The organism is Niallia endozanthoxylica (assembly GCF_008710145.1).
In the GTDB taxonomy this organism is placed as follows: domain Bacteria; phylum Bacillota; class Bacilli; order Bacillales; family Cytobacillaceae; genus Bacillus_BD; species Bacillus_BD endozanthoxylica.
Genome location: NZ_VYKL01000028.1, coordinates 51,504 through 77,021, shown reverse-complemented (window position 1 = coordinate 77,021; position 25,518 = coordinate 51,504). Strand labels below are relative to the sequence as shown.

Sequence of the window (25,518 nt, the reverse complement as noted above, 5' to 3'; positions counted from 1 at the left end):
AATAGTTAGGTGGATGAACTTGAATGTGTTGAATGTAATTACGCTTCAAGGACCTAATAATAAGGCAGTTTCTTAAAGTTTGCTGTAATAAAGTGATTTCAATATGCTGCCAACGGGTAGAATATTTGAAACTATCAAGTGGGATGGGATTTCAATGTTTATCCGTTTCTTTAAGGTCAATCGATTCAGAATCGGCTAATACAAATCATCTCAATGAGATATCGGAAAAATCGACTGAATATTTTTAAAAAAATAGTGAAAATTGTCAAATAGAAGAATTATAGTTTTCTATTTGACATAATTTTCTGTTATTATTTAATTAATGTAAGGGATTACAGAAAAGGAGGAGAGAGAAAATGATTTCTGAAAAACAAAAAGAAGAATTCATGGAGCCGCAATCCCATGTAGAGGAAATTCAAGCGCATAAACTGCAAAAGCAGTTAGACTATATTTTCAATCATTCGATATTTTATCAAAAGAAATATGCTGAGGCTGGGATTCAAAGAAGCGATATAAAGGAATTATCCGATCTAGCGAAGCTGCCATTTACATATAAGGATGAAATCAGAGAAAGTCAACATACACTTCCTCCGCTAGGGACTCACGCAGTGGTAGGATTAGAGGATATTATTCGTATTCACTCCTCATCAGGAACAACAGGTCGTCCAACCTATGTAGGGATTACAAGACATGATTATGATGTTTGGACTGAAATGCTTGCGCGTGTGTGCTATACACATGGCATTCGAAAAGACAGCATCGTAGTTTTCGCCATGGGTCTTTCCTTTTTTGTCGGCAGTTCCATGAAAGACGGCATTGAAAGATTAGGAGCTACATTTATTCCGGTTGGAACAGGTGCTTCAGATCGCGTCGTTCAAAGTATTACAGACTTCCATGCAGATACATTATATTGTACACCATCCTATGCATCGTATTTAGCTGAATTTGTACGGGAAAATTATAACATGGAACCATCAGAACTAGGTCTTACATTAATGTGTGTCGGTGGTGAACCTGGAGGAGGTCTGCCGGAAGTCCGCAAAAAGATCGAACAGGATTGGGGCTGTAAAGTACTCGAGGCGATGGGAAATGCAGATATGGCTCCGGTAGTATTCAGTGAATGTCCTGAACAAAACGGCATGCATTTCATTGGTTCAGACTATGTCATTTGTGAAATCATCAATCCTGAAACGGGCGAAGTAGTGCCTAAGAGTGATCATATGGAAGGTGAACTCGTCTATACAGCGATCGATCGGGAATGTGTACCGCTTGTCCGTTTCCGAACAAGGGATTTAGTTCAAGTGGATATGACTCCATGTCCATGCGGGAGGAACAGCTTCCGGTTACGCTGCATCGGAAGGACAGATGATATGCTCATTATTCGCGGAGTCAATGTGTTTCCAACAGCCATTAAAGATGTGGTCAATCGTTTTAGACCAAAAACCAGTGGTGAGTTTCAAATCGTGTTGAAGGAAAAGCCACCATTAGCAGAACCGCCTCTTCCCATTAAGATGGAATGCTCAAATCATTTAGCTCAACAAGAAAAAGCCGCCTTGAAAAAGGAAATTGAATCGGTCATACGTGCGAAGTTATTCTTTACTGCTGATGTGCAGTTAGTACCAGAAGGATCCTTGCCGCGCTTTGAAATGAAAGCAAAGTATACAGAGGATTTATATATGAAGGAACAAGTATAGAAGTGAAAACTTAAAACAATGGGTAAGGGGGGGACCGATTTAGTGTTTCACCTAATGAAACACTAAAACGGTCCTTGTTTTTTCTCTAGGTTTCTTTCCTATGCTTCCATTATTTCGTAATGTAATCGAGTTGCAGGTCACTTAAAGGATAGGTCTGACAGAGGAAAACCTGTCCATTCTTTTTTTCCTCCTCTGATAGAGCCTTAGCTGCCCAATCATTTAATTTATACTCCCCTTTGGTTATTCTCATTTTACATATTCCGCAGCCTCCGCCAATACAGCCATGAGGGACTTTGATTCCTTGTATTTTAGCAACCTCAACCACTGACATGGTATCAGGACAATAGAAGCTTTCATTTTTTAAAGTGATTTTAAACATTTCTCTTAACTTCTTTCTATATTTTAAATGTTTGGAACCATGAACCACAACTTGATAGTTAAATCTAGTTTACTATATTTCTATGATAGAGAACCACAGGAAATATTCCGGCTCCATAGGTTGGAAGATAGGGTACTTGTCCTTATGTAGTTAGATTAGTTATTCGTTGGAGAGAGTATCAATCGCTTGAATAGCTAGTTCCAATGATTTGATTCTTCTTTTTAAAAGTGTTCTTTGAGGACTGCCTACTTTTGACTTCGTATAAATCTTCTCAATGGATGGAAATAAACCAGTAAGAATATTACGGGCTTCTGCCAACTCTTCCTGGGTGTATGGATGGGGGATTTGATTCCAAACATTTTCTAACAGAGCTAATCCGATGTAGAGAGCATTGAGGCGTTTCTTGATTAAAGTCGTATTTGCACCTTTCTCAGTCATCTGAGCGAAGGCTTTTTCAGTTTTACTGATAGTCGATTGGAAGGATTTCAGTGACTCTAATTTTTCAATATTTGAAACGTTTTCCATATTAGTGCTGACCTCACTTTTATGAGAATAAACTAGGATAGTTTCCTAAACTTTGTTATAAAAGACGATGTTCCTATTCTAATAAATTGGTAATCATTAGGAAAGCACAGGTACCGTCCCTATGCTGCAAAAAGACCCTGCCAAATAGGCAGAGTCCACATAGATTACATAAAGATATCTAAAATTAATACCACGCCAAGACCCACTACTGAGGATGTGAATAATAGTAATCCCCAAGTCATTAATGTTTCTTTGATTGTTAGATTGAAGTATTCTTTAAATAACCAGAAGGAAGCATCGTTCACGTGGGTAATGGTATTACTGCCGGCAGCTGTTGCTAATACCATTAAAACAGGGTTAACATCAAATGTATCCATTAGAGGGCCAACAATACCTGCAGCTGTAATCGCTGATACAACCCCTTGTCCTGTTGCAATACGAATTAAGGCAGTAATAAACCAAGCCATAATTAATGGTGAGATACTTGTGTTTTGCATCATATCAGCGATGTAATCACCAACACCCGCTTGAATAATGATTTCTTTAAACGCACCGCCAGCACCAACGATAAAGATAATCATAGCGATTCCTTTGATTGCGCCAGATAATGAATCCATGACTTCAGTCATTGAACGTCCAACACGAATCCCGAAAACATAAAAGGCAATCAATACAGCAATTAATAAGCTGACTTCGGCACTTCCTACAAAGTTTAAAATTTGATAGAAAGTCGTATCTTTTTCAATAAACATATTTACGATTGTTGCAACCGTAATTACAATAGCTGGAATTAAAGGTACAATTAAACTTGTCCAGAATCCAGGCATTTCTGCATCTGAAAATTCCTTTGGTTTTTCCATTAATGGTGGAATCGGATGATCTAAATTTTTCATTAATCTTGGGAAAATAATTCCCCCTGCAAGGACAGCAGGAATAAAGACGATAATTCCAACGATATAGACCATACCCATGTCCGCACCATATGCTTCAACTAAAGCAGTCGGACCTGGTTGTGGAGGGAAATAACTATGCGCTAATGTAGTGGCAGCAACCATAGTGATTCCCAATTTTAAATATGGAACCTTTGCTTCAATGGCAATACTAATAACAAGCGGCGCTAAAATAATAAATGCCACTTCATAAAAGACTGAAATTCCGAAGATGGCACCAATGATAATGAGCGCCCACTCTACCTTTTTAACACCGAATTTCTTTAGTAATGTTGATGCAATCCGTTGAGCAGCCCCTGAATCTACCATCAACTTACCGATGATGGCACCAAAACCGATAATAAGTGCTAATTTCCCTAATGTACCACCCAAGCCTGCTTTAACTGTATCCAGTAAAGCTAATGGAGCCATGCCATTTAGAAAACCTACTATAATACCTGAGATGAGTAATGCAATGAAGCTGTTTAACTTCCATTTCATATTCAAGAAAAGAAGTAAAGCAACACCAATGATTACTGAGATAATTGGCATATTCTCAATAATCCAGTTCATAAAAAAAAACCTCCTATTGTTTATTCTAAGTTGACTTGAAGCGTTTTCATTCTAGATGAAAAAAGATATTCTTTGCTAATAGTTAACTATTTCACATGGAATATTTCTTGTTAATTAATAAGTTTAGTGAACTTATTAATTAACAAAATCAAGAATATCATTCCAATATTCCTTCGTCAATATAATTTTGAAAGCGTTAAAAAAATTGACAAATAGATTGTATAGGTGATTGAGGTGCTTCATTCATTGTCATGATTATAGAAATAAGTGAAACTAAACAAAAATCAGGGATATTTCAAAAATCCACCGAGTGGACGGCTGTTTTTATTAAGAGTAGTGTGTTTGCCCATTCGTTCTATAGAAAAATGATGAGTGAATTAAGTCACAGTGATACACTACTTTATTATCTAAATGGACAATGCAATATTGAGAAAAGCATAGTCGAAATCTATCAATCACTTACGAATGACTAGTAAACGAATGGAATATTTTTTAAAGGTTTTGTAGTGAAGAATGTTGATATAGCAGGTTTCATAGGAGCCCACACTTAGTATTTCATGTCCTTGGTTGCTCGCAATGTATGATAATAATAAATTCGAAAATGAAACTACGGCAATGATTAAAGTGAGTGCTAGGCACTCTCCAAATTGGAAGGTACCTGGCGTTCGATTTGTTAAGACTCATAACCATAAGTTGCTAATGATTTCATGCTCTTTAAGTACCTTACCATACGGTAATTTCCTAAAGTTTGCTATAATAGAATTATTTAAATATACTGCCAAAGGGCAGGATGTTCGAAACAATCAGGTGGGATGGGATGTCAATGTTACGTCAGTTTCTACAAGATCAATCGATTCAGAATCAGCCAACGAAAATCATCTATCAATATATTTTTCAAAATGGATTAGTATCTCGGGCTGAAATAATAGAAAAAACAAATTTGAATCGGGGGAAAGTTGCCAGATCTTTGAAAGAACTATTGGAAAAAAATTATATTCAAGTAGAGGGGCTGGGAGATTCAGAAGGAGGGAGGCCGCCTGCCCTTTATCAGGTTAATCCTGTGACTAGCTTTCTTATAGGAATTCAAATCACAAGATGGGAAACAAAAATGGTCCTATACGATTTGTTATTAAATAAAATCGATGAGAAAACGATTATCATGTTGCCGAATCATTCTCCTATGTTCGTAATAGATGAAATAAAGAACACGATTAACAAATTTATGAAGAGCCATCTTATTCAAGTGGAAGACATCCTTGGGATTGGAATTGGAGCCATAGGACCATTGGATAGTGAAAAAGGAACCATCTTGCAATCTGAGCCGTTTTTGCCGATGAGCTGGGGTCAGATTCCTGTTGTCGATCAAATAAAAGAAGAGTTTCCGATTTTTGTCAAATTGGATAATGCCGCTAATACGATCGTCCTGGGTGAGAGCAAGCAATACCCTGCATTTCAAAATATTTTAAATGTCACCGTTGGGTGGACTTTGGGTTCAGGAGCGATTCATAATGGAAAATTACTCAAAATTGAGAGCGGAGATATAGCGGGATACGGCCATATCGTGATTCATATGGATGGGAAGCCGTGTTACTGTGGTAAAAAAGGCTGTATGACAGCCTATTCATCCCTATACGCTATTTTGGAGAGGATCAAAGAGTGTTCTCCTGCGTTCTATCTTGAAAAATTAAAGGGCTTTTCGCCTGTTGATCAAATTAGTCATATTGTAGCTGAGCATGACCAGATGACGAAGGAAGTCATCTTGGATTCGGCCAAATATATCGGGGTGGGTGTGGCCAATCTCGCTACCATTTTTCATTCGGAAATTGTGATTGTAAACGGTCCATTAATTAGTCAATTTCCAGGTTACTACGAGGAAATCATCCAACAGGCATCGTTACATATGAACGACCAGGGAAAGATTCAATTTAGACAAGGGAATTTCCAGCGTGATCCCGGTACTCTTGGTGCAGCCATGTTAGTACTGGACAGCTTTCTAGGTGAATGATGAACGGTAAATATTCAGGATTGTTGCCAATGTAAAAAAATGGCGGTAATCCTTTTTTTGTGTCTTTTTACCCCTTTTTTAAAACAGTAGTTGACAAAATTCTGAAAATTAAATAAATTCTATATAAGACTTTTGCACAATTTGTGCTAAAGTATGTCAGCAGTATTTTTATCCCAAAGCAGTTACCTATGTTGAAAAGGAGAGAGCATCGTGAAAGAGAAAAAATTTAAGTCCAAGCCATCCCTTTCTAAATTGACCGTGTTTGGTACGGCGATGGTTATGGCTTCGGCCATTACATTGAACGGCTATTCAGCCATTGCATCCGATTCCCCAAAAGGTAAGGATGCCGAAAAAAAGCAAAACAAATCGACGGAGAAAAAGAAGGAAGAAACGAAAACCAATGTCGTCTATATTGTTTTGGATGACTCAGGTTACTCAGATTTAGGAAGCTTCGGTTCTGAAATTAAAACCCCGAATATGGATTGGATTGCTGAAAATGGGCTGCGCTATAATAATGCCCACGTAACGCCGCTTTGCTCACCGACACGGGCTGCTTTACTAACAGGAAGAAATACGCATGAAGTTGGGGTAGGAACGGTAACAAATTTCGAATTAGGACCTGATTTTCCTCATAAGCGAGGTGCGATTAAACCGGAAGCGGGTACCATTGCAGAGGTGCTGGGCGAAAATAATTACAACACCTACGCAGTTGGGAAATGGCATCTGGCACCGACAGAGGAAACATCACCGGCAGGACCTTATCATAACTGGCCGATTGAAAAAGGCTTTGATCAATATTATGGCTTTCTTGAAGATTCATCCGATCAATATAAACCGGATTTAACGATTGATAACACGCAGATTCCTTCTCCAACAGATGACAGTTATCATTTTTCAGAAGCGATTGTTGAAAACGCTAACAGGTACATCACCAATCAGGCAAGTGTCTTCCCAGATAAACCATTCTTCGTGTATATGGCCTTTGGAGCCCAGCACTCTCCGCATCAGGTTCCGGAAGAATATATCGATCAGTATAAGGGGGTATATGACAAAGGCTGGGATCACATTAGACAAGAGCGTTTTGAAAGACAGAAGGAATTAGGCATTATTCCCAAAGACGCGGAGTTTGCCCCTAGAAATAATGGGGTCAAAGCGTGGGATGAGCTATCTGAACTAGAAAAGAAGAATTACATTCGACTTCAGGAAACGTATGCGGGCTTTTTAACTCATACGGATGAACAAGTAGGAAAATTACTCGACAATCTGCGCAGAACCAATCAATTAGACCATACGATGATTGTCTTGCTTTCTGATAACGGCGGTAGCGGCGGTGGACAGGCCAATGGGTCTGTGAACCATTCCATCAATTATAATGCACTAGGTGAAACTCTTGAAGAAGTGGATGGATTATACGAGGAGATGGGCAGCCAACGTGCTGGAACGGAGTACCCGGCTGGATGGGGACAAGTAAGCAACACTCCTTTTAGCCAATATAAAAACTCTGCGTTTGCCGGTGGAATGAACACACCATTGATTGTTTACAATCGGCAGATCATTAAAGACCCGGGTTCGATTCGTTCCCAGTATGTATATGTCAGCGATATTACCCCAACCGTCTATGACATTGCAGGTATCACACCTCCGAAAGAAATCGATGGAGTTAAGCAGATGGCGGTTTCCGGTCAAAGCTTCAAAGAGTCATTGACGAATCCAAAGGCGGAAGGTAAAGAGACGCAATATTATGAAGTAACCGGAAACCGCGCGATTTACCATGATGGCTGGAAGGCTTTTACAAGCCATAAAAAAGGTGATTCCTTCGACAATGATCAATGGTTTCTTTATAACGTGAAGGATGATTTCACTGAACAAAATAATCTAGCTGATCAATATCCGAAGAAGTTAAAAGAGCTTCAAAAGCTATGGTGGAAAGAAGCGGAAAAATATCAAGCACTTCCTTTGACAGATACGTTTTTAGAAGGGTTTTTATCCGTTCCTGAAGGTTCGATAAGAGCAGATAAACACTTAGTCTATTATCGTGGAATGGACCGCTTAACAGATTCAGCCGTACCGCCTCTTGTCAATCGATCCTATGAAATCAACATTCCGATTAAGCGGGCAGATGCATCGGAGGATGGAGTTTTGTTAGCACATGGGGGATTAGACAGCGGTTATACCTTCTATATTCAAAACAATAAACTCGTTTACGAGTATCGAATCGGAGAAAGAACACAAGCTTCGATTGTATCCAATATGGATGTACCAGTTGGTGAATCAGTCATTTCCTTGAAATATGATAAAACCGGAAAACATCAAGCAATTGGAACCTTGTATATTAATGATACAAAAGTGGGAGACACGAAAATAGAAAATACGTTACCGCTGAAATTATCCTTTGAAGGCATTGATGTTGGAAAAGATACCAAATATCCAGTGTCTCCGGCATATGCAGATAAAGACGACTTTGAATTCAAAGGTGAATTAGTCAAAGTCGAGTACATTCTCGGGGATGACGCAGAATTAACCGTTCCACGAGCGAACTAATAGCAGTGTAATAGCGGTGTCAGGCACCACAAAAACACAAAATGGTCTCTATTGTCCATCTGTGGTGCCTGACACCGTCCATTTTATATGAGGTGAAAGAATGAATACAACAATTGAAAAAACAAAAACGAACTTTCATATGTTAGCCAAGCCCTCCGGTCCGATCTGTAATTTAGATTGTCATTATTGTTTTTATACCGAAAAGGAATCTTTATTTGAGCCAAAGAGCACGTTTCGAATGTCAGACGAAACGCTTGAACAGTTTATTAAGAATTATATCGCAGCACAGGATGCAGAGGAAATTCCTTTTGTATGGCAGGGCGGCGAACCTGCATTAATGGGACTGAATTTTTATCAAAAAGTAGTAGAATTGCAACAAAAATATGCAAATGGAAAAAGAATTTCCAATTCGCTGCAAACGAATGGAACCTTATTAACAGAGGAATGGTTTCCGTTTCTTGCCGAGAATCAGTTTTTAGTCGGACTGAGCCTGGACGGGCCGGAGGAAATCCATGATACATATCGAGTGGATCGAGGAGGGAAACCAACTTTTCATCGGGTTCTAAAAACGCTGCGGAATCTGCAAAAATATAAGATTTCTTATAATGTTTTAACCTGTGTCACGAATGAATCTTCAAAATACGCACTTGAAATCTATCACTTTTTGAAAAAAGAAGGCGTAGAATTTATTCAGTTTATCCCAATCGTGGAAAGAATAGCAGACGAACAAGCGGCAGCATTAGGATTGCGGCATGCAACACCTTCATCCATCCATGAAGAGGGAGTCCATTTGGCTCCTTGGACCGTGAATCCAGAAAAGTACGGAGACTTCTTAATTACTATTTTCGATGAATGGGTGCGCCAGGATGTCGGAGAAGTGACGGTGATGAATTTTGAAAGCTCATTAGTGGCATGGATGGGACTGCCGGCAACGGTATGCATTTTTGCTGAAACCTGTGGCAAAGCAGCCATTATTGAACATAATGGGGATGTCTATTCCTGTGATCATTTTATGTATCCAGATTATAAACTGGGAAATGTTCAAACACAAACCTTTAAAGAGATGATTGATTCCATTCAACAATCTGAATTTGGCCAAGCAAAAAAGACTTCATTGCCAAAATACTGTCAAACCTGTGAAGTGAAATTTGCATGTAACGGAGAGTGTCCAAAACATCGATTTCTGACTACTCCGGACGGCGAACCGGGTCTAAACTATCTTTGTGCAGGGTACAAAAAGTACTTTACTCACATTCATCGATATATGAAAGGAATGGTGCAACTTCTCGAGCATGGTCTCCCTGCCTCTAAAATAAGTGATCTTATCAACCATCCAATCATCATAAAACAATAGAAGCAGTTGTTCTTTTTCTTATATATTTATTTCACGAAGAAGCAGCGTCCCTACACTATAGTGATTAAAAAGGAAGATCTTTAGATGTTAGAGAATTTAAGTTTCTATGCTTATTTGAATGATGACTCTCTGTCATTCTAAATAGCATTAAAAAGCGTAGTCCTAATAAAGGATTACGCTTTTTATGTTGGATTTATCAAATTAGTGATTTTTGTGGAAGAAATTTGTTTAATGAAACAATTAAGGCATGATTCAATGCGCAATTGGAGTATGCCTTAACTGTTTAGTAATGAGAAAACGCTGGCAAAGGTTCTTACACTTCGTTATTTGATAAAGATGAAGCAGTAGAATCATTTCCCTGCATCCTATCTAAATGAGTTCTAATAACTTCTTTATAACAAAGTCAACGCTGGATTTTCTTACTTCATTTCGGGATTGGTCTGAAAAATGCTTTGTATACGTGTATAGATTATCTTTTATTTTAAAGCCAAAGCAGACCATTCCAACCGGCTTTTGCTTTGTTCCGCCAGCTGGTCCAGCGATGCCAGTTATCCCGACACCTATATCTGAGTCGGATACTTTAGCTGCTCCAATCGCCATTTCCTTCGCCACCTCTTCACTGACTGCTCCAAACTTTTCTAATGTATCAGGATCAACGTGGACCCATTTCATCTTTGCTTCATTTGAGTAGGTGATAAAACTGCTGTTTAACACCTTTGAAGCATTCGGTACATTCACAATTTGAGCACAGACCATGCCACCAGTACAAGATTCAGCAAAAGAAATATGGTATTCCTTCGTCATAAGCAGATTTACAAGTTTTTCTTCTATCGTCACAGTTTCCGCCTCCTAAATGTCAGTGCTATACCGGAAGTCCATTATCTTGGTTAAAGAGGAAGCACTGGACTTCAGTGATACTTCAATTATACGCCAAGCAGTCACCGCAGAGTAGAAACAAGGAATCGTTCTTCTGTAGAAAAGGATACTTGATGTAGTAAAGGATTACGCTTTTTTTGATATTGAATTCATCAAATTAGTGATTTTGTGGAGGGAATTTCTTTGACACTATACAGTTGAACTGTATATAATAAAACTATACAGTTAGACTGTATAAAGCTAGACTGAATATTTGTTGTAAATCGGAGGAACTTATGAATCGAGATAAACATTTGCCATTAACAGAAACGACGTATTATATTCTTTTATCATTAATGGAACCCGCACACGGATACCTGATTATGCAAAAAGTGGAGGAATTAAGTAATAGGCAAGTAAAAATAGCGGCAGGCACACTTTATGGGGCGATTGAGAATTTGCTGAAGCAGCAATTAATACAATCAGTGAAGAGCGAGGATAAGCGGCGAAAAACATATGTCATTACAGAAAAAGGTAAAGAGGTGCTGCAGTTAGATTTTTCTCGAATGCAGCATATGATTCATATAACGAAAGACCTATTAAACTCATAAGGTAAGGGGGATGTAGATGAGAAAATTTAAATTCTTTATTAACTTTGAGAAAGAGGAAAAATGGTTACATGAGATGGCTAAACAAGGTTATCAGTTAGAGGATAAATCGTTTGGCTATAAATTCCTTAGTGCTGAGCCGGAAGATACGACAATCAAAGTGGATTACCGAGTATTTAAGAAACAGGAAGATTTTATTGATTATTGTACGTTATTTGAAGACAGCGGCTGGAAGCATATTTCCGGTAAAAAGAGCTCAGGAGCGCAATATTTTAAAAAAGTGGATGAAAACAGTGAGGAGGATATCTTCTCTGACAACATCTCAAAAGCCGGCAAATATAAAAGGCTATCGTCCATGTTTGTCCAAATGGCTTTTACCTTTTTACCGTTATTAGTTGCCTTAATGACAACGGATGTTATTGATTTGGCGGCTATTGTAAATCCAAAGCTTTTATATTTAACGCCAGGATTATGGGAAAAGACAGGAATATCATTTTGGATGGCCTTTCTATTTGAAACACCTTTTGCCCTGTTCAGAGGTATCATGTGGGCTTTTATTCCCGTGATGATGACCTTATATCTAATCTATAGTGTGAAAGCGAATATCCTTTATCAAAAGAGCAAAAAAGCATGATAGGTTCTCTAACATTCAGGTGAATAAAGGCATCATCCAACTAGGATGGTGCTTTTATTCTATTTATAAGCTGAATTTAAGTGTAAATTAAGAATGATTTAAGATTTAAAATATATACTATTTTTGTAAAAAGGTAGGAAAATAGAATCTGTATTTAAAGGAATTTGCACTATAACCACGAATATTATTATAGAAATAAAATAAAAAGAGGGGATTTTACTTGATCATTTTTGGGGTTTTAGTGCTTATATTTTTAATCGGGGTTTATCCGTTCCTGGATAAAAAATACACGACAAAGTTGGAAGCAACATTAGCGGAAGCAGACCGAATCACTTATTTTAAATATGTCATCTATTCGGAATGGGCGATTACTTTTCTCATCCTGGCAGTTGTGTATCTGACCTCCGCAAATATGGCGCAACTGGGGTTGAAGCTGCCTTCTGAGAATTCTGTTCAATTTTTGGGAATGCTATCGGGTTTTTTAGTTGGCGTGCTAGTGGTTATGTTTGTCTTATCGCGGATTCCCTATTACCAAAAGTATCAAAAAATGCAAACGAACAATGTGTCTTATTTGCTACCTACAGGAAAGCTCGATAAGCGATATGCTATATTTACAGCGATAACAGCTGGAATATGTGAGGAAATCATCTACAGAGGATTTTTGCTTCATTTTCTGTCGCTTTCACCTTTTTCGCTCGAAGGAAATGTATTACTTATTACAGGTGCTGTTATTTTTGGAATCGCACATTATTATCAAGGATGGAAAGGTGTCGTATTAACCAGCCTAGTCGGTTTCGCGTTATCAAGAGTATATTTCGAAACCGGCAGTTTGGTTTTTCCAATCCTTCTTCATATCTTGATAGATTTACGGTTCATGCTGTTTGTGAAAAAAGAGTAGGTACATAGATTTAATATATTTAAAGAAGAAGGTCGATCCTAATGAATCTTCCGAAAAAAAATTCAAAAAACCTGACAATCCTCTTTTTTACCGGATATGTACTGTTAATGGTCTCCATGATTGCAGGTGTCACATTGGTTGATTTACCTAATATAAATGAAGGGAATACTGTAGAAAAAGTGAATCCTACATTTGAAGAAGCTTTAGCAGCATATGAACAACAGCAAGCAGAGAAGAAGGCTGAGCAAGAGGAAAGAAAGTGGAAGGTGTCAAACGAATTTGTCATGATCGCTGTAACAATAGGGGCCGTTCTTGATGTCATCATTATCGTCATCTGGGCAAAGACTCAAAATAGAAAGTTAAAAGAAGCAAAAGAAACAAATAAAAGAAAATGGCTGTATTCGAAAGTTTTTTGGAATATCGTAGCCTTAGGCGTAATCCAGCCAAAAGAAAAGCAATTAGTGATTAACTGGTATAACCTGATTGGTGTAACTATCCTCATTCATCTATTCTTTTATTTTTTATTTATGAATTAGCAAAAACACTCGTGACTTCAATCATGAGTGTTTTTGACTTTGTCTAAAGATTGTTCTTTTATAAGATAAGGAATGATTGGATATCAGTCACAGTTGGACAGCTGCTGATGATGTCAGGAAATAACTCCTCTTCTCACCAACTCTGCAACGGCTTGTGTGCGGTTTTGAACGCCTAATTTTTTTATGACTGATTTTACATATTGTTTGATGGTTGTTTCGCTGATTCCCAAAATATCCACTAACTGCTTAATTACCCCGCCCTTTGCAAGTTCTTCCATCACTTCTAGCTCCCTTTTACTCAGACCATGTGTACTGTCTATTTTGCTTGTTAGTTTAAAAAGTTTACCGGATAAATTCCCAAATCGTGTGAAGTCAGACAGCAAATCCTGATGAAACATAACTTCCTCATCAAATTCATTACTGCATATGTAGCCAATTACGGTAGAGCCCGTGCAGATGGGGACGACTAAAACCGAATATAAGGAGTCTGAATTCGGGATATACTTGCTGCCTAATTGCGTTAGATAATCCTGCGAAGGGATATATTTGGCCTGGTACTCATGGATAGCCGAAAAGATCCCAGGCAGCGAGCGAACATCATCGCGAATCGAAAAAATATAATTGATACCCGTGGAGTCGATAGAGACGATTCCTTCAGCAAGATGTCCTAAAGGAGAATACCGAAATAACAAAGCGTTTTTGACAGGAAATAGTTCTACATAAATTTGTAGAAGCTGGATAATTCTTTCTTCGCTTGAAGTTATGTCAGCAAGCTGATCAAGCCCTTGCTGCATCATCGTATGGTTTAACTTTGATGGCAACGATTTCAACTCCTTGTCCAAAAATATCATATACGTGGATGAAAAACTCCTTACTTTTAAAAAGGGGTGCAGTCAAACAAAACAATTCCTACCTTTTAGGTTATTCGTAGCCGGTAAAATAGCCTTTTATGAGGTATAGGTTTATTTTACAGGAGGATTTATAATTTGTATATATTTGAATAATAACAATATTCAAAATTTTTAAAAAGAAAGGGTGAGTCTTACAGGGTTAGCGAATCTTAAGGCCACCAAAACTTCTATAAGAATGACAAAAGGTCGAACAGAATTCGGTCATAAACAAAGCGGAACCGGCGTAATCGAAATGGTTGATAAGCGGCAGTGAAAAATGAATACCGTTTGAAGCATGGCAATGAAAATGAGATTAGAGGAGGAAATGAACATGACTTCTACTAAAAAGCAGCTTCCATTAGAGCAGATTACTGATTTTGATGCCGTTGTAATCGGAGCGGGATTTTCGGGGTTGTATATGCTGCATCGTTTACGTGAGGACGGATTCTCTGCCCGTGTGTATGAGAAAGGTGATGGTGTAGGGGGCGCATGGTATTGGAGCCGATATCCAGGAGCACGCTGTGATTCTGAAAGTATCTATTATAATTATACCTTTTCAGAAGAGCTCTATAAAGAATGGACATGGACTTCCAGATATCCTGAACAGCCGGAAATCCTGCGTTATCTTAACTTCGTAGCTGATAAACTAGACCTGAGGCGCGACATTCAGTTTAACACTGAAATTACAGGTGCCCACTATCATGAGGAATACAATAAATGGCGAATTTATTTTAAAGATGGCAGCAGTGTAACAGCTAAGTATTTGATTACAGGAATGGGCTGTATCTCTGTTAATGCCACGAATATACCAAACATTAAAGGGATAGAAAATTTCGAAGGTGATTGGTATCATACCGGGTTTTGGCCGCATGAAGGGGTCAATCTAAAAGGCAAGCGTGTCGGTGTCATCGGAAATGGCTCTAGCGGGGTTCAAACAATACCGGTCGTTGCCGAGGAGGCAGGACATTTATACGTTTTTCAACGGACACCGCAATATACAACACCTGCGAGGAATCATCCTTATGATCCTGAATATATCAAACAAGCGAAAGAAAATTATCATGAAATGAGGAAGCTGGTGCATGAATCGATGGCGGGTATCCCTCTGCAATTTGGTGAAGGTTCTGCGCTTGAGGATTCTCCGGAAAGACGCCAGAACGTATACGAGACAGCCTGGCAGAATGGTGGAGTAATCTCCTACGTTTATCGTGATTTGATGTCGGACGAGGAAGCGAATGAAACCGTTAATGAATTTATTCGCTCCAAAATCCGTGAAACAGTCAAACATCCTGAGGTGGCGGAGAAGCTGATGCCAACGTATTTCTATGGCACGAAACGCCCGGTCATAGACACAAATTATTATGAGACCTTTAACCGTGACAATGTGACTCTCATCGATGTGAAAAAGGCTCCAATCGAAGAGATTACAGCGAAGGGCGTTCGAACAGCCGACGGAGAAGAATATGAGCTGGATATCCTTATTTTTGCAACGGGCTACGACGGCATGACAGGTCCGTTGTTTAGGCTAGATCTCCGTGGTAAAGACGGTGTTCTTTTAAAAGATAAATGGGATAACGGGGCACAGGTAAGGACGCATCATGGACTTGCTGCTTCAGGGTTCCCGAATATGTTTATGATTACCGGTCCGCAAAGTCCTTCTGTTGCAGGAAACATGCCGATAGCCATTGAGCAGCATGTGGAATGGGTTTCCGATTGTCTAAATTATCTGCGTGAGCATGATATCAAAACGATTGAAGCAAATGTGGATGCCGAGGAGAATTGGAGCCAGCATTGTAAAGAGGTGGTGGAACAAACACTTTATATGAAGGTTGATTCCTGGTACACCGGTTCGAATATTGAAGGCAAACCGCGCAGCTTTAATATCTATCTTGGCGGTTATGGTCCATATAATCAAATGATTAAGGACATGGCAGCAAAGGGCTATAAAGGATTTACGTTACGTTCCTATTCCGAGAACATGGCAATAGAAGAACAATCGATTTGAAAATTAAATGATAAAAGGAGTGTTTGAACGATGGACTTTATGAAAAGAGTAAATCCTGAATTAAGAGAAATGCTGACGATTTTTCCTCCGCTTAATCTTCCAGCCGGGTTAGAAGCAGCAAGGCAGGCGCCGGCTATTCCGGTGCCGGAGTCGGTCCATGTGCGTAACTCTATTCGATACATTGAAGGTGGAGATGGACAAGACATGCTTGTGAAGCTGTATGAACCAGCCAAGCAAGATGGTTCGAAACTTCCTGCCGTGCTTTGGATTCATGGCGGCGGTTATGTCATCGGACATCCGGATGGGGATGATGGTCTGTGCCAGACATTTGTGGAAGAAGCAAATTGTGTCGTTGTTTCGGTTGATTACCGCCTAGCTCCTGAGCATCGGTATCCGGCAGCGATTGAAGATTGCTACTCGGCCTTAGTCTGGATGACAAATGCCGCGGAGGAATTGAATATCGATTTATCGCGTGTTGCGATTGCTGGTATGAGCGCAGGGGGAGGATTAACAGCTGCTTTAGCACTGTTGGCCCGTGATCGTAAAGGTCCAGAAATTGCCTTCCAAATGCCGCTGTATCCAATGATTGATGACCGAAACGAGACGCCTTCCACCTATGAAATCACCGACGAACGAGCTATTTGGAATCGGGGCAATAATTTGGCTGCATGGCAAATGTATTTGGGAGATCATGCGAACGGAGACATTTCGCCGTATGCCGCACCGGCTCGTGCGAAAAATCTTGCCAACCTTCCGCCAACTTATACTTGCGTAGGGCAGCTGGACCCATTCCGCGACGAAACCCTCCAGTATGTTACACGCTTGATGCAGGCTGGGGTTCCGGTAGAATTTCATATTCATCCTGGCGGCTACCATGCGTTTGAATTCCTTAACCCAACATCTGAAATAGGACAGCGGACAACAAATGAGTATGTTCAAGCACTAAGCCGAGCTTTAAGTCCGCAATCAGTAAACGCTAGATAAAAGGGTATGTAAGAGTAAGCGGAAAAAATACATTTGGATAGTATGAAAGAGAGCGTTATAGAATGTTTTATTAACATATATATAACGCTCTCCTTTTTCTTTCTACTATTAGAAAATAAAAGTTTTAATGTAAAATCGGAGGCTTTGCTTCGCTCGGAGTATTCTTTAGCGAAAAATGCAATTCGTTCCTTTTATTTACGGAAGCATAAAAAATCTCATTAATATTGTGAATTCCATGTTTTTTCAGTTCGGTGTACAGCCAGGTTTCAGTTAACTGCAAATCCTTTAAAATATCTTGATATAACTTTCCTTCAATTATAACGGGATATGTAAGACCTTCTGATTTTTTCACAAGTCCTGCATCCTCCATTGTTACAGCTGATTTTTGCGGTTTCTTATAAACAGATAATTGCCCATTTGCTTCAATAATGGCTATTTCCACATCCGAGATATCAAATACTTCTTTTTCACGCAGCATTTGCAGCACGTTATCAATGGAATAGCGGATTTTTCTTAAATTCTCAACAAGAAACGTCCCATTTTGGATGACAATAGTCGGTTCAAAGGTAATCCACTTGCCAAACCTTCTTTTCCGAATGGATAGCTTCGTGATGGCAATTTGTAATGCGCCAAGACCAATAATGGTGACGGCTGTATGAAAGTGGCGAATCTCTGGATCCGATAAATCTGCTCCAACTACAGCTCCTAAGGAGATAATGATGAGGAAATCAAATACGGGTAATTCTCCAATTGAACGCTTCCCCATAACTAACGTAATAACAAGAAGTAGCGGGAGTATCGTGATAATTCTTCCATAGACGAGTAATGCATCTTTAAGCAAATCCATTATTTCCATCGTTTCAGACCTTTCGATTGTGAATCATTTATCTATTCATTAGTCTCTATTGCTAAACTTATAATTATTCAGCATTGAAAGAGAAACAAGGGAACGTTTCTTTACGCATTTAACATGCGATTGGTTTTATCACTTTAGATTTTCTCCGTCGTAAGTGAACTATTTATCCTATTAACGGCCTCTTTTTTTCTTCCGCCAAGGTTTTAAAAATGAAATGATGAATATGAAAGTTGTGACGAGCACCTGGAAGTAAACCGCATATTGTCTTATTTCATGATTCCGAATGAAAATAGGATTGTTTAACGCCATTTCTTTTTGGGTCTCTAATAGTTCCATATTTGCTACCATTAGTTCGTCTACAATAAAAATCCCAACAATCGTTTGAATCATATAGAGAACAAATTTTACGCCAACCCATCTATGCTTGAAAAAGCCCCAATTGGTAAAAAATCCGTATGTTAAACCTACTAGTAAAGTTCCAATAGCACCCCATTTGACAATATGATCACTGATTATAATAAGGTTTTTGTAACCAAGATAGGACTCATCATATTTTGTTAAATCAATATGAAGATTTAAAGCTATAGAACTTAAAATTCCTCCAAAAAATAATACAACTAGAAAAACGTGGATGATTTTCAACCACTTCATCCCATTAGATCCTATTTTTTTCACTTTGTATCCCCCCAAGTTGAATTGTCGTTTTTCATTATAATAGAGGGAAAATAATAGAATAATGAGCTGCGGTCTTAATTCTGTCTACTCCCATGGTCCTAGTTTAGAAGAATTCTGTCTTCTGATTATAAAATGTCATAAACAGTGCAAAGGAGCCTTGCATATAGTGAATACAGAATAAATATGTAAGGTGTGGAATAAATGATTACGGCCAACATTGGAAGTCAAACGTTTAGATTCCCAGAAACCCTTGAAGAATATTTTCAACCATTCCGTTCACATGTCATTGGAATGAACCAAGAATTTGATTCACCTTATGGAAGAAAGAAAATCATTTATGCCGACTGGACAGCAAGTGGGCGATTATATCAGCCCATTGAGGATAAGATAATTAGAGATTTTGGACCTTTCATGGCGAATACCCATACAGAATCGAATATTACTAGTGCCATGATGACTGGGCTATATAAGCAGTCAAAAAAAATCATTAAGGAACACGTGAATGCTGATTCTTATGATGTCGTCATCCTCGATGGTTTTGGGATGACCTCAGTGGTCAATAAACTGCAACGAATCTTAGGGCTGAGAGTGCCAGAGATGTGGAGAAACCAGCTGCAGCTTCCAGAAAGGGAAAGACCGGTTATTTTCATGACGTCGATGGAACACCATTCCAATCAAACGTCTTGGCTCGAAACACTTGGGGAAGTTAGATTGGTGAACTTGGATAGGGAAGGAAGGGTGGACTTATCTCATTTAGAACAACTGCTTCATGATTATAAGAATCGCCGGCTGAAAATAGGGTCCTTTACGGCCTGTTCAAATGTAACAGGCATTCAAACGCCTTATCATCAGCTTGCCAAGCTGATGCATCAGTATGGAGGACTTTGTTTTGTTGATTTTGCCGCATCCGCACCATATGTCGAAATCAATATGCATCCACAAGATTCTCTTGAGAAACTTGATGCAATCTTTTTTTCTCCGCATAAGTTTTTAGGAGGGCCAGGAACAAGCGGCGTATTAGTCTTTGATTCGAGAATGTATAAGAATAAAGTCCCTGACCATCCCGGCGGTGGAACGGTGTTATGGACTGATCCTTGGGGAAAACATCAGTATTTTGATAACATAGAGATGCGGGAAGATGGCGGTACTCCTGGAATTCTCCAATCCATTCGGACAGCACTTTGTTTGAATTTGAAAAGTAAAATGGGAATCAATCAGATATTAAAAAGAGAAAAAGAACAGCTTCGTCTTTTATTTTCCCATTTGGAAAAGATTCCAGAGGTCCGCATATTAGCTGGAAACATTAAAAATCGAATCGGTATCGTTTCTTTTTATGTTGAAACCATACATTATAATTTACTCGTTCGTCTTTTAAACGACAGGTATGGGATTCAGGTAAGAGGAGGCTGTTCATGTGCTGGAACGTATGGCCATTATCTCTTAAATATCGATCAAACAACATCAAAACAAATTACTGAAAAAATCTCGCATGGAGATCTGTCTGAGAAACCTGGCTGGGTCCGATTTTCACTGCATCCCATTATGACAGATGAAGAAATCCTAACGTTTATTCAGGCGATCAGAGAAATTATAAAGAACAAGGATGAGTGGAAAAAGGACTATGTTTATGATCCAGCCAGTAATGATTATTTTTATGTCCACCATCTTCGTGAAGATATGTCGTCATTTTTCCGATTTCATTAATTCGAGAAACCCGTGCTTTACTTCAAATGGAGTAGAGCTTTTTTGTGGTTTTATAATGATTTAAAATTTTCAAAATATTGACTTAATTAATTAGATATGCTAATATGCAAATAGTCAGCATACTGATTATTTTAAGTGAAATAAAACATTAGCCGCATCACATACGATAACGAATGAATAAGATAGGAGTCATTTTTATGTTTGAGCTAAACGATAGCTTATCTTTCTTACTTTCCAAGTGTAACCAAAAAGCTTTTGCTCTTTCCCAGGAGAGATTATCAGAATTTACTCTAACACCGGAACAAGCCGTTGCACTTACGTATTTATTTAAGAAAGATGGAATTAACCAGCTGCAATTAGGTGAAATGATCCAAAAAGATCGGACCACCATAAGCGGAATTGTAAATAAACTTGAAAATCAAGGTTATGTAAGAAAAGGCATTAATCCATCTGACAAACGATCAAGTTCAATCTATGTAACAGAGAAAGCATTTGCTATTAAAGATGCCTTGCTGGAGCAAGCGGTGGAGGTAAATGAATTTTTAAGTAAAGATTTAACGAACGAGGAGAAAGAATTTTTAATTGCCACTCTTAAAAAATTAAGAAATAGTAATTAAAAATTTTTTACATATAAAAGGATAAGTATTTTATCCTCTATTAGTCAGTATACTGACTAATTGTTTTGCAAGCGATATCATCGATAGGAATGGGGGTGGCTTTTTAAAGGTTTATTAGAATGGCAAGGAAAATAAAAAGGAGGAATGAGAATCATGACAAGTGTATTTGATAGTCCTAATAAATTACTTTTTGGAGTGGAGTCTTCTAAAAATGTTGGTGAAAAGCTAAAAGAATTGGGCGTGACAAAGGTTCTTTTTATCTATGATAAGGGGATAAAGTCTGCAGGTATTGTCGATAAAATCGCCGAGTTTGTTACTGCAAGTGGTATTGAAATTGTAACTTACGATAAGGTAGAACCGAATCCGCCCGATTACTCAGTAAATGAGGCTGCAGAACTGGGGTTACGAGAGCAAGTGAATGGCATCCTAGCGATAGGAGGGGGAAGTTCGTTAGATACAGGAAAAGGAGTAAGAATCCTATTATCTTATCCGGGTCCTATCAGCAATTATTATGCAAAACTAGATTCTGCTCCTTTAGATGAGAAAATAATGAAGCCGCTTATTGTGCTGCCAACGACAGCAGGTACAGGCAGTGAAGCGACACCTGGAGGGGTTATAACTGACAGTCTAACTCATATAAAGAGACCGATTATCTGTGGAGTAAGTTTGGGTATCATTGATCCGACTCTTCACGTCAATCTTCCACCTGCTATTACTGCAGCAACAGGATTTGATACGTTGTGCCATGCCGTTGAGGCAGTAACGTCTAAACGTAGTAACAGAATTAGTGATGTGCTGGGGTTCGAGGCTATCACACTTGTTGGAAAACATTTACGTACGGCTGTAAAAGATGGGGCTAACCTCGAAGCCCGTGAAGGCATGGCTTTGGCAGCGACTCTTGCAGGCATGTCACTTCGAGGACCTTTTGGCGGAATCCCTCACGATTTAGGTTCGCCTCTTAGCAGTGTCTATTCCATCCCACACGGTAACGCAGTGTCCTTACTATTAGCGGAAGCCCTTTCTTTTATCGCAGAGGCTGCACCAGATAAAGTGAGAGTAGTAGCAGAAGCTTTAGGAGCAAGAATTCCTGCTGAAGCATCATCAGAAGAAATAGGAAACATTGCGAGCGATACAGTCAGAGCTTTATATAGAGATGTTGATATGCCGTCTATGAAATCATATATACCAAACAAGGAAGAGATGTTAGCAAATATAGATAAATTCTATAAACCTTCCGTATTTTCACCTAGACCTTTGGAAAAGGAAGATGCCATTAAGATTCTATCTAACTCCTATGATAAAAGCTATGAAAAGCAACCTGAAAGAATTTGATGGTGGTTGTTTCGTTTTTTTGTTATTTATGAATATTTAGAAAATAATTAAGAGGAGAGATGAAAAGATTGAGTATAAATCAAGTGAATGTCCATCAAATAGATCTATGGATTAATCATGAAGATGTGAAAACAGATCAATATATAGAAGTTGTTGATCCTGGAAGGTTAACGGATAGGGTTGGGACCATAGCTCAAGGAAGATCCCATCACGTTGATCAGGCAGTTAAAGCGGCACATCAAGCCTTTCTTTCTTGGAGGGATACGCCCCTTGAACAAAGAATCCAGCTGCTTTTAGATGCAGCAGATATTCTTCAAAAAAACAGTAACGAATATGCAACTTTACTAACGAGAGAAACCGGTATGCTTTTATCTGCATGTACAAGAGATATCATGGCATCCACCATGTCCATTCGTGAAACGGTAAAACTTGCGCAGGAGTTTTTCGAACCTCAATATGCTGAAGATGAACACACACGTATCCAGATTGAAAAGGTTCCACTTGGAGTCGTAGCTGCGATTACACCTTGGAATGTACCAATGGGAATTGCGATGGGTAAAGTCGCTCCCATTTTAATAACGGGAAATACCGTTGTATTAAAACCATCCCCTAACGCGTCACTGGCTGTTTCGCTTGCTTTTAGAGAGATATCAAAAATATTTCCGCCAGGTGTCATCAACATTGTTCATGGAGATAGTGAGGTTGGCGAAGCTTTAACTTCACACCCGCTTGTACGAAAAATTACGTTGACTGGCGGAGAAAGAACGGCCATTAGCATTATGAAATCCGCTGCGGACTCGTTAAAACGAGTGCACTTTGAATTAGGTGGGAATGATCCTGCTATTATTTTAGATGATGCCAATCTAGAAGAGGCTTTACAACAAATTTCAGATTTAACTTTTAGGCGTTCTGGACAAGTATGTGTAGCAACAAAGAGAATCTATCTTCCAGAAAAATTATACGAGGATGCATGTGAGATTTTTATGAGTTATGTCAATCAATATAAAATTGGTCATGGCTTAAATCCAGATGCTACATTCGGGCCGGTTAATAATCAACACCAATATCGGTATGTGAAATCTCTCATTGAAAAGGCAAGGCAATACGCTCGAGTCACTGAATTGGGTACGAAACTTGAGCCGGATAACTGGAATAATGGCTATTACATCCATCCGACGGTTGTCACGCATGTGAAGAATCATCAAGAGATTGTCCAATGTGAACAGTTTGGACCAGTGGTTCCGCTTGTTTCATATCAAAACGAAGAAGAAGTGCTTCGAATGGTTAACGATACAGAATATGGTCTAGGCTCTTCTGTTTGGACATCCGATTATGAGAGAGGCCTTTCCATTGCCAAGAAAATAGAAGCTGGCTGCACAGGGATTAATGGAAGTATTGATTCTCTTCTTGGAATGAACTTGGTTCCTTTTGGCGGGGTAAAAAGAAGCGGAATTGGCTGGGAAAGAGGCATGACTGGCTTAAACGAATATGTGAACTACCATAGCATTACGTACCATAAAAGCAGAATATGATTAAGGTCTAATCAAGAATGGATGACGCAGAAGATTATTTTTAAAGTTTTAATAAAAAAAATTAATTACTTAAATAAAGGTTATGACAAAAAAAATTTCCATATCCTATCGACAGCTCAACAAGTATTGAGGAGGAGTAAATAATGCGTGCCCTACTATTAGAAGAAACCGGGAAACCAATGGAGGTAAAGGAGGTTTCCGATCCAACCCTTACACCAGATGGAGTCATCATCAAAGTGATGGCGAATGGAATTTGTCGCAGTGATTGGCATATCTGGGCAGGAGATGCAAATGTGGTGAAGGAATTCCCCCATGTCTTAGGTCATGAATTTACAGGAACCGTGGAGGAAGTTGGAAACAATGTAAAGAAGTTTCAAAAGGGTGACAAAGTCATTGTTCCTGTCGCTCAGAGTGATAATACGTGTCCGCATTGTCTAGGAGGCCATCATAATCTATGTGATAACCGTGTGATTCCAGGAATCAACTATTGGGGAGGATACAGCCAGTATGTTCATGTTCCGAATGCCGACGGAAATCTCGTTACCTTACCAGAAACCATGGATTTTGTATCAGCTGCCTCGTTAGGCTGTCGTTTTGTCACCGCTTACCATGGGATGGTTGATCAAGTAAAGGTTCAGGCCGGTGAATGGGTCGTAATACATGGCTGCGGTGGTGTAGGTTTATCAGCTATCCAACTTGCAAGCTCTCTTGGTGCAAAAGTAATTGCAGTGGACATTGGAGAGGACAAATTAGAGATAGCCAAACAATTAGGAGCGCATATAACGGTAAATGGCACACAAAATGATTCGGTTGAGGCCGTTCGTGAAATTACGAAAGGTGGAGCTGATGTATCTGTCGATGCATTAGGAATTTCCGACACTTGTCAAAATGCCATTTTAGGTCTAGGAAAGCGCGGCCGTCATCTGCAAATCGGGTTAACTACCAAAAAGGAAAAGGGATATATTTCTCTTCCGATTGATATGATTGTTGCTAAAGAGATTCAACTGATTGGAAGCTCAGGTATGCCAACATCACGTTATTCAGCGATGTTCAATCTAATAGAAAGCGTTCACATTGATCCTAGTAAATTAGTAACGGAGCGGGTGTCTTTAGAAGAGGCATACGGTGTCATCGCTGGAATGAGTGAGTATTCGAATGTAGGAATTTCAGTGGTTGACCGTTTTTAATGCAGCGTTTCTTACCAGTGCCATTGGTTGGGAATAGGGTGATTGGAGTTAAGCGAGTTGATATATTTCATAAAAATTGAACCATCTCTGAAAATCTAAATGATTAAACTTCTTATGACCTTTTTAGAGGATGATTAAGTAGAAATTAAATAAAAGGTGAAATTTATTTTAAACAGGTGTTTCGAAAGGTTTCTATCTACTACTA

Annotated in this window: 22 protein-coding genes; 15 read left to right on the top strand and 7 right to left on the bottom strand. The window is 38.9% G+C overall.

Translation table 11 applies throughout. The features are described from left to right. The first annotated feature begins 356 nt into the window (after positions 1-356). Positions 357-1,694, top strand: a complete 1,338-nt coding sequence (locus F4V44_RS18230; RefSeq protein WP_150441455.1) for a phenylacetate--CoA ligase family protein — start codon at positions 357-359, stop codon at positions 1,692-1,694. Positions 1,695-1,803: 109 nt separating this feature from the next. Here the strand turns inward: F4V44_RS18230 and F4V44_RS18225 are convergent, their stop codons facing one another. The 3 genes from F4V44_RS18225 to F4V44_RS18215 form a co-directional block, all read right to left on the bottom strand. Beyond that, the gene (locus F4V44_RS18225) at positions 1,804-2,073 is read right to left on the bottom strand and encodes a 2Fe-2S iron-sulfur cluster-binding protein (RefSeq protein WP_150441454.1); all 270 of its coding nucleotides are present in this window, start codon (positions 2,071-2,073) and stop codon (positions 1,804-1,806) included. Positions 2,074-2,232: 159 nt separating this feature from the next. Next, positions 2,233-2,598 (bottom strand): hypothetical protein, encoded by a 366-nt coding sequence (locus F4V44_RS18220; protein WP_150441453.1) that lies wholly within the window; start codon positions 2,596-2,598, stop codon positions 2,233-2,235. 164 nt (positions 2,599-2,762) lie between these two features. Continuing rightward, the gene (locus F4V44_RS18215; protein ID WP_150441452.1) at positions 2,763-4,100 is read right to left on the bottom strand and encodes a gluconate:H+ symporter; all 1,338 of its coding nucleotides are present in this window, start codon (positions 4,098-4,100) and stop codon (positions 2,763-2,765) included. Positions 4,101-4,917: 817 nt separating this feature from the next. Between F4V44_RS18215 and F4V44_RS18210 the strand changes: the two genes are divergently transcribed. From F4V44_RS18210 to F4V44_RS18200, 3 genes are all read left to right on the top strand, one after another. After that, a complete protein-coding gene (locus F4V44_RS18210) occupies positions 4,918-6,105 on the top strand; it encodes an ROK family transcriptional regulator (protein ID WP_191090763.1) in 1,188 nt (395 codons plus the stop codon). A gap of 210 nt (positions 6,106-6,315) precedes the next feature. Beyond that, entirely contained in the window at positions 6,316-8,646 is a 2,331-nt protein-coding gene (locus F4V44_RS18205; protein WP_223881952.1) for an arylsulfatase, read from the top strand. A 100-nt stretch (positions 8,647-8,746) separates the two neighbouring features. Beyond that, positions 8,747-10,000: an anaerobic sulfatase maturase gene (locus tag F4V44_RS18200; protein ID WP_150441450.1), complete on the top strand. Its 1,254-nt coding sequence runs from the start codon at positions 8,747-8,749 to the stop codon at positions 9,998-10,000. Between the two features lie 369 nt (positions 10,001-10,369). Here F4V44_RS18200 and F4V44_RS18195 read toward each other — a convergent pair whose 3' ends face one another. Next, positions 10,370-10,837: a CinA family protein gene (locus tag F4V44_RS18195; protein ID WP_150441449.1), complete on the bottom strand. Its 468-nt coding sequence runs from the start codon at positions 10,835-10,837 to the stop codon at positions 10,370-10,372. 314 nt (positions 10,838-11,151) lie between these two features. Between F4V44_RS18195 and F4V44_RS18190 the strand changes: the two genes are divergently transcribed. The 4 genes from F4V44_RS18190 to F4V44_RS18175 all read left to right on the top strand — a co-directional run bounded on the left by F4V44_RS18190 (position 11,152) and on the right by F4V44_RS18175 (position 13,531). Further along, a complete protein-coding gene (locus tag F4V44_RS18190) occupies positions 11,152-11,466 on the top strand; it encodes a PadR family transcriptional regulator (protein ID WP_150441448.1) in 315 nt (104 codons plus the stop codon). 16 nt (positions 11,467-11,482) lie between these two features. After that, positions 11,483-12,097, top strand: coding sequence for a DUF2812 domain-containing protein (locus tag F4V44_RS18185; protein WP_150441447.1), 615 nt, complete (start codon positions 11,483-11,485; stop codon positions 12,095-12,097). Positions 12,098-12,317: 220 nt separating this feature from the next. Beyond that, complete coding sequence (locus F4V44_RS18180; RefSeq protein ID WP_150441446.1) at positions 12,318-12,995, top strand: CPBP family intramembrane glutamic endopeptidase; 678 nt, start codon at positions 12,318-12,320, stop codon at positions 12,993-12,995. A gap of 41 nt (positions 12,996-13,036) precedes the next feature. Further along, positions 13,037-13,531, top strand: coding sequence for a hypothetical protein (locus tag F4V44_RS18175; RefSeq protein ID WP_150441445.1), 495 nt, complete (start codon positions 13,037-13,039; stop codon positions 13,529-13,531). Between the two features lie 113 nt (positions 13,532-13,644). Here the strand turns inward: F4V44_RS18175 and F4V44_RS18170 are convergent, their stop codons facing one another. After that, positions 13,645-14,352: a helix-turn-helix domain-containing protein gene (locus F4V44_RS18170; RefSeq protein WP_191090762.1), complete on the bottom strand. Its 708-nt coding sequence runs from the start codon at positions 14,350-14,352 to the stop codon at positions 13,645-13,647. Positions 14,353-14,752: 400 nt separating this feature from the next. Between F4V44_RS18170 and F4V44_RS18165 the strand changes: the two genes are divergently transcribed. Both F4V44_RS18165 and F4V44_RS18160 read left to right on the top strand, forming a co-directional pair. Further along, on the top strand, positions 14,753-16,426 hold the full coding sequence (locus F4V44_RS18165; protein ID WP_150441443.1) for a flavin-containing monooxygenase: 1,674 nt from the start codon (positions 14,753-14,755) through the stop codon (positions 16,424-16,426). A gap of 30 nt (positions 16,427-16,456) precedes the next feature. After that, positions 16,457-17,410 (top strand): alpha/beta hydrolase, encoded by a 954-nt coding sequence (locus tag F4V44_RS18160; protein WP_150441442.1) that lies wholly within the window; start codon positions 16,457-16,459, stop codon positions 17,408-17,410. Positions 17,411-17,534: 124 nt separating this feature from the next. Here F4V44_RS18160 and F4V44_RS18155 read toward each other — a convergent pair whose 3' ends face one another. Both F4V44_RS18155 and F4V44_RS18150 read right to left on the bottom strand, forming a co-directional pair. Further along, entirely contained in the window at positions 17,535-18,257 is a 723-nt protein-coding gene (locus F4V44_RS18155; RefSeq protein WP_150441510.1) for a DUF421 domain-containing protein, read from the bottom strand. A gap of 180 nt (positions 18,258-18,437) precedes the next feature. Further along, positions 18,438-18,941: a DUF2269 family protein gene (locus tag F4V44_RS18150; protein WP_150441441.1), complete on the bottom strand. Its 504-nt coding sequence runs from the start codon at positions 18,939-18,941 to the stop codon at positions 18,438-18,440. 201 nt (positions 18,942-19,142) lie between these two features. Here F4V44_RS18150 and F4V44_RS18145 point away from each other — a divergent pair, with 201 nt between their 5' ends. The 5 genes from F4V44_RS18145 to F4V44_RS18125 all read left to right on the top strand — a co-directional run bounded on the left by F4V44_RS18145 (position 19,143) and on the right by F4V44_RS18125 (position 25,313). Continuing rightward, positions 19,143-20,645: an aminotransferase class V-fold PLP-dependent enzyme gene (locus F4V44_RS18145; protein WP_150441440.1), complete on the top strand. Its 1,503-nt coding sequence runs from the start codon at positions 19,143-19,145 to the stop codon at positions 20,643-20,645. Positions 20,646-20,842: 197 nt separating this feature from the next. Beyond that, positions 20,843-21,262: a MarR family winged helix-turn-helix transcriptional regulator gene (locus F4V44_RS18140; RefSeq protein WP_191090761.1), complete on the top strand. Its 420-nt coding sequence runs from the start codon at positions 20,843-20,845 to the stop codon at positions 21,260-21,262. 153 nt (positions 21,263-21,415) lie between these two features. Further along, positions 21,416-22,594 carry an iron-containing alcohol dehydrogenase gene (locus tag F4V44_RS18135; RefSeq protein ID WP_191090760.1) on the top strand — a complete coding sequence of 393 codons (1,179 nt, stop codon included), beginning with the start codon at positions 21,416-21,418 and terminating at the stop codon, positions 22,592-22,594. A 68-nt stretch (positions 22,595-22,662) separates the two neighbouring features. Next, positions 22,663-24,126: an aldehyde dehydrogenase family protein gene (locus F4V44_RS18130; RefSeq protein WP_191090759.1), complete on the top strand. Its 1,464-nt coding sequence runs from the start codon at positions 22,663-22,665 to the stop codon at positions 24,124-24,126. 143 nt (positions 24,127-24,269) lie between these two features. Continuing rightward, positions 24,270-25,313, top strand: coding sequence for a zinc-dependent alcohol dehydrogenase family protein (locus tag F4V44_RS18125; RefSeq protein ID WP_150441436.1), 1,044 nt, complete (start codon positions 24,270-24,272; stop codon positions 25,311-25,313). Positions 25,314-25,518: the final 205 nt, after the last annotated feature.

Bases quoted from the DNA above. Each gene is read 5' to 3' on its own strand.
- F4V44_RS18225 (WP_150441454.1), bottom strand. From the start codon at position 2,073: ATGTTTAAAATCACTTTAAAAAATGAAAGCTTCTATTGTCCTGATACC.
- F4V44_RS18230 (WP_150441455.1), top strand. From the start codon at position 357: ATGATTTCTGAAAAACAAAAAGAAGAATTCATGGAGCCGCAATCCCAT.
- F4V44_RS18220 (WP_150441453.1), bottom strand. From the start codon at position 2,598: ATGGAAAACGTTTCAAATATTGAAAAATTAGAGTCACTGAAATCCTTC.
- F4V44_RS18210 (WP_191090763.1), top strand. From the start codon at position 4,918: ATGTCAATGTTACGTCAGTTTCTACAAGATCAATCGATTCAGAATCAG.
- F4V44_RS18185 (WP_150441447.1), top strand. From the start codon at position 11,483: ATGAGAAAATTTAAATTCTTTATTAACTTTGAGAAAGAGGAAAAATGG.
- F4V44_RS18160 (WP_150441442.1), top strand. From the start codon at position 16,457: ATGGACTTTATGAAAAGAGTAAATCCTGAATTAAGAGAAATGCTGACG.
- F4V44_RS18175 (WP_150441445.1), top strand. From the start codon at position 13,037: ATGAATCTTCCGAAAAAAAATTCAAAAAACCTGACAATCCTCTTTTTT.
- F4V44_RS18145 (WP_150441440.1), top strand. From the start codon at position 19,143: ATGATTACGGCCAACATTGGAAGTCAAACGTTTAGATTCCCAGAAACC.
- F4V44_RS18190 (WP_150441448.1), top strand. From the start codon at position 11,152: ATGAATCGAGATAAACATTTGCCATTAACAGAAACGACGTATTATATT.
- F4V44_RS18135 (WP_191090760.1), top strand. From the start codon at position 21,416: ATGACAAGTGTATTTGATAGTCCTAATAAATTACTTTTTGGAGTGGAG.
- F4V44_RS18200 (WP_150441450.1), top strand. From the start codon at position 8,747: ATGAATACAACAATTGAAAAAACAAAAACGAACTTTCATATGTTAGCC.
- F4V44_RS18215 (WP_150441452.1), bottom strand. From the start codon at position 4,100: ATGAACTGGATTATTGAGAATATGCCAATTATCTCAGTAATCATTGGT.
- F4V44_RS18125 (WP_150441436.1), top strand. From the start codon at position 24,270: ATGCGTGCCCTACTATTAGAAGAAACCGGGAAACCAATGGAGGTAAAG.
- F4V44_RS18140 (WP_191090761.1), top strand. From the start codon at position 20,843: ATGTTTGAGCTAAACGATAGCTTATCTTTCTTACTTTCCAAGTGTAAC.
- F4V44_RS18155 (WP_150441510.1), bottom strand. From the start codon at position 18,257: ATGGATTTGCTTAAAGATGCATTACTCGTCTATGGAAGAATTATCACG.
- F4V44_RS18165 (WP_150441443.1), top strand. From the start codon at position 14,753: ATGACTTCTACTAAAAAGCAGCTTCCATTAGAGCAGATTACTGATTTT.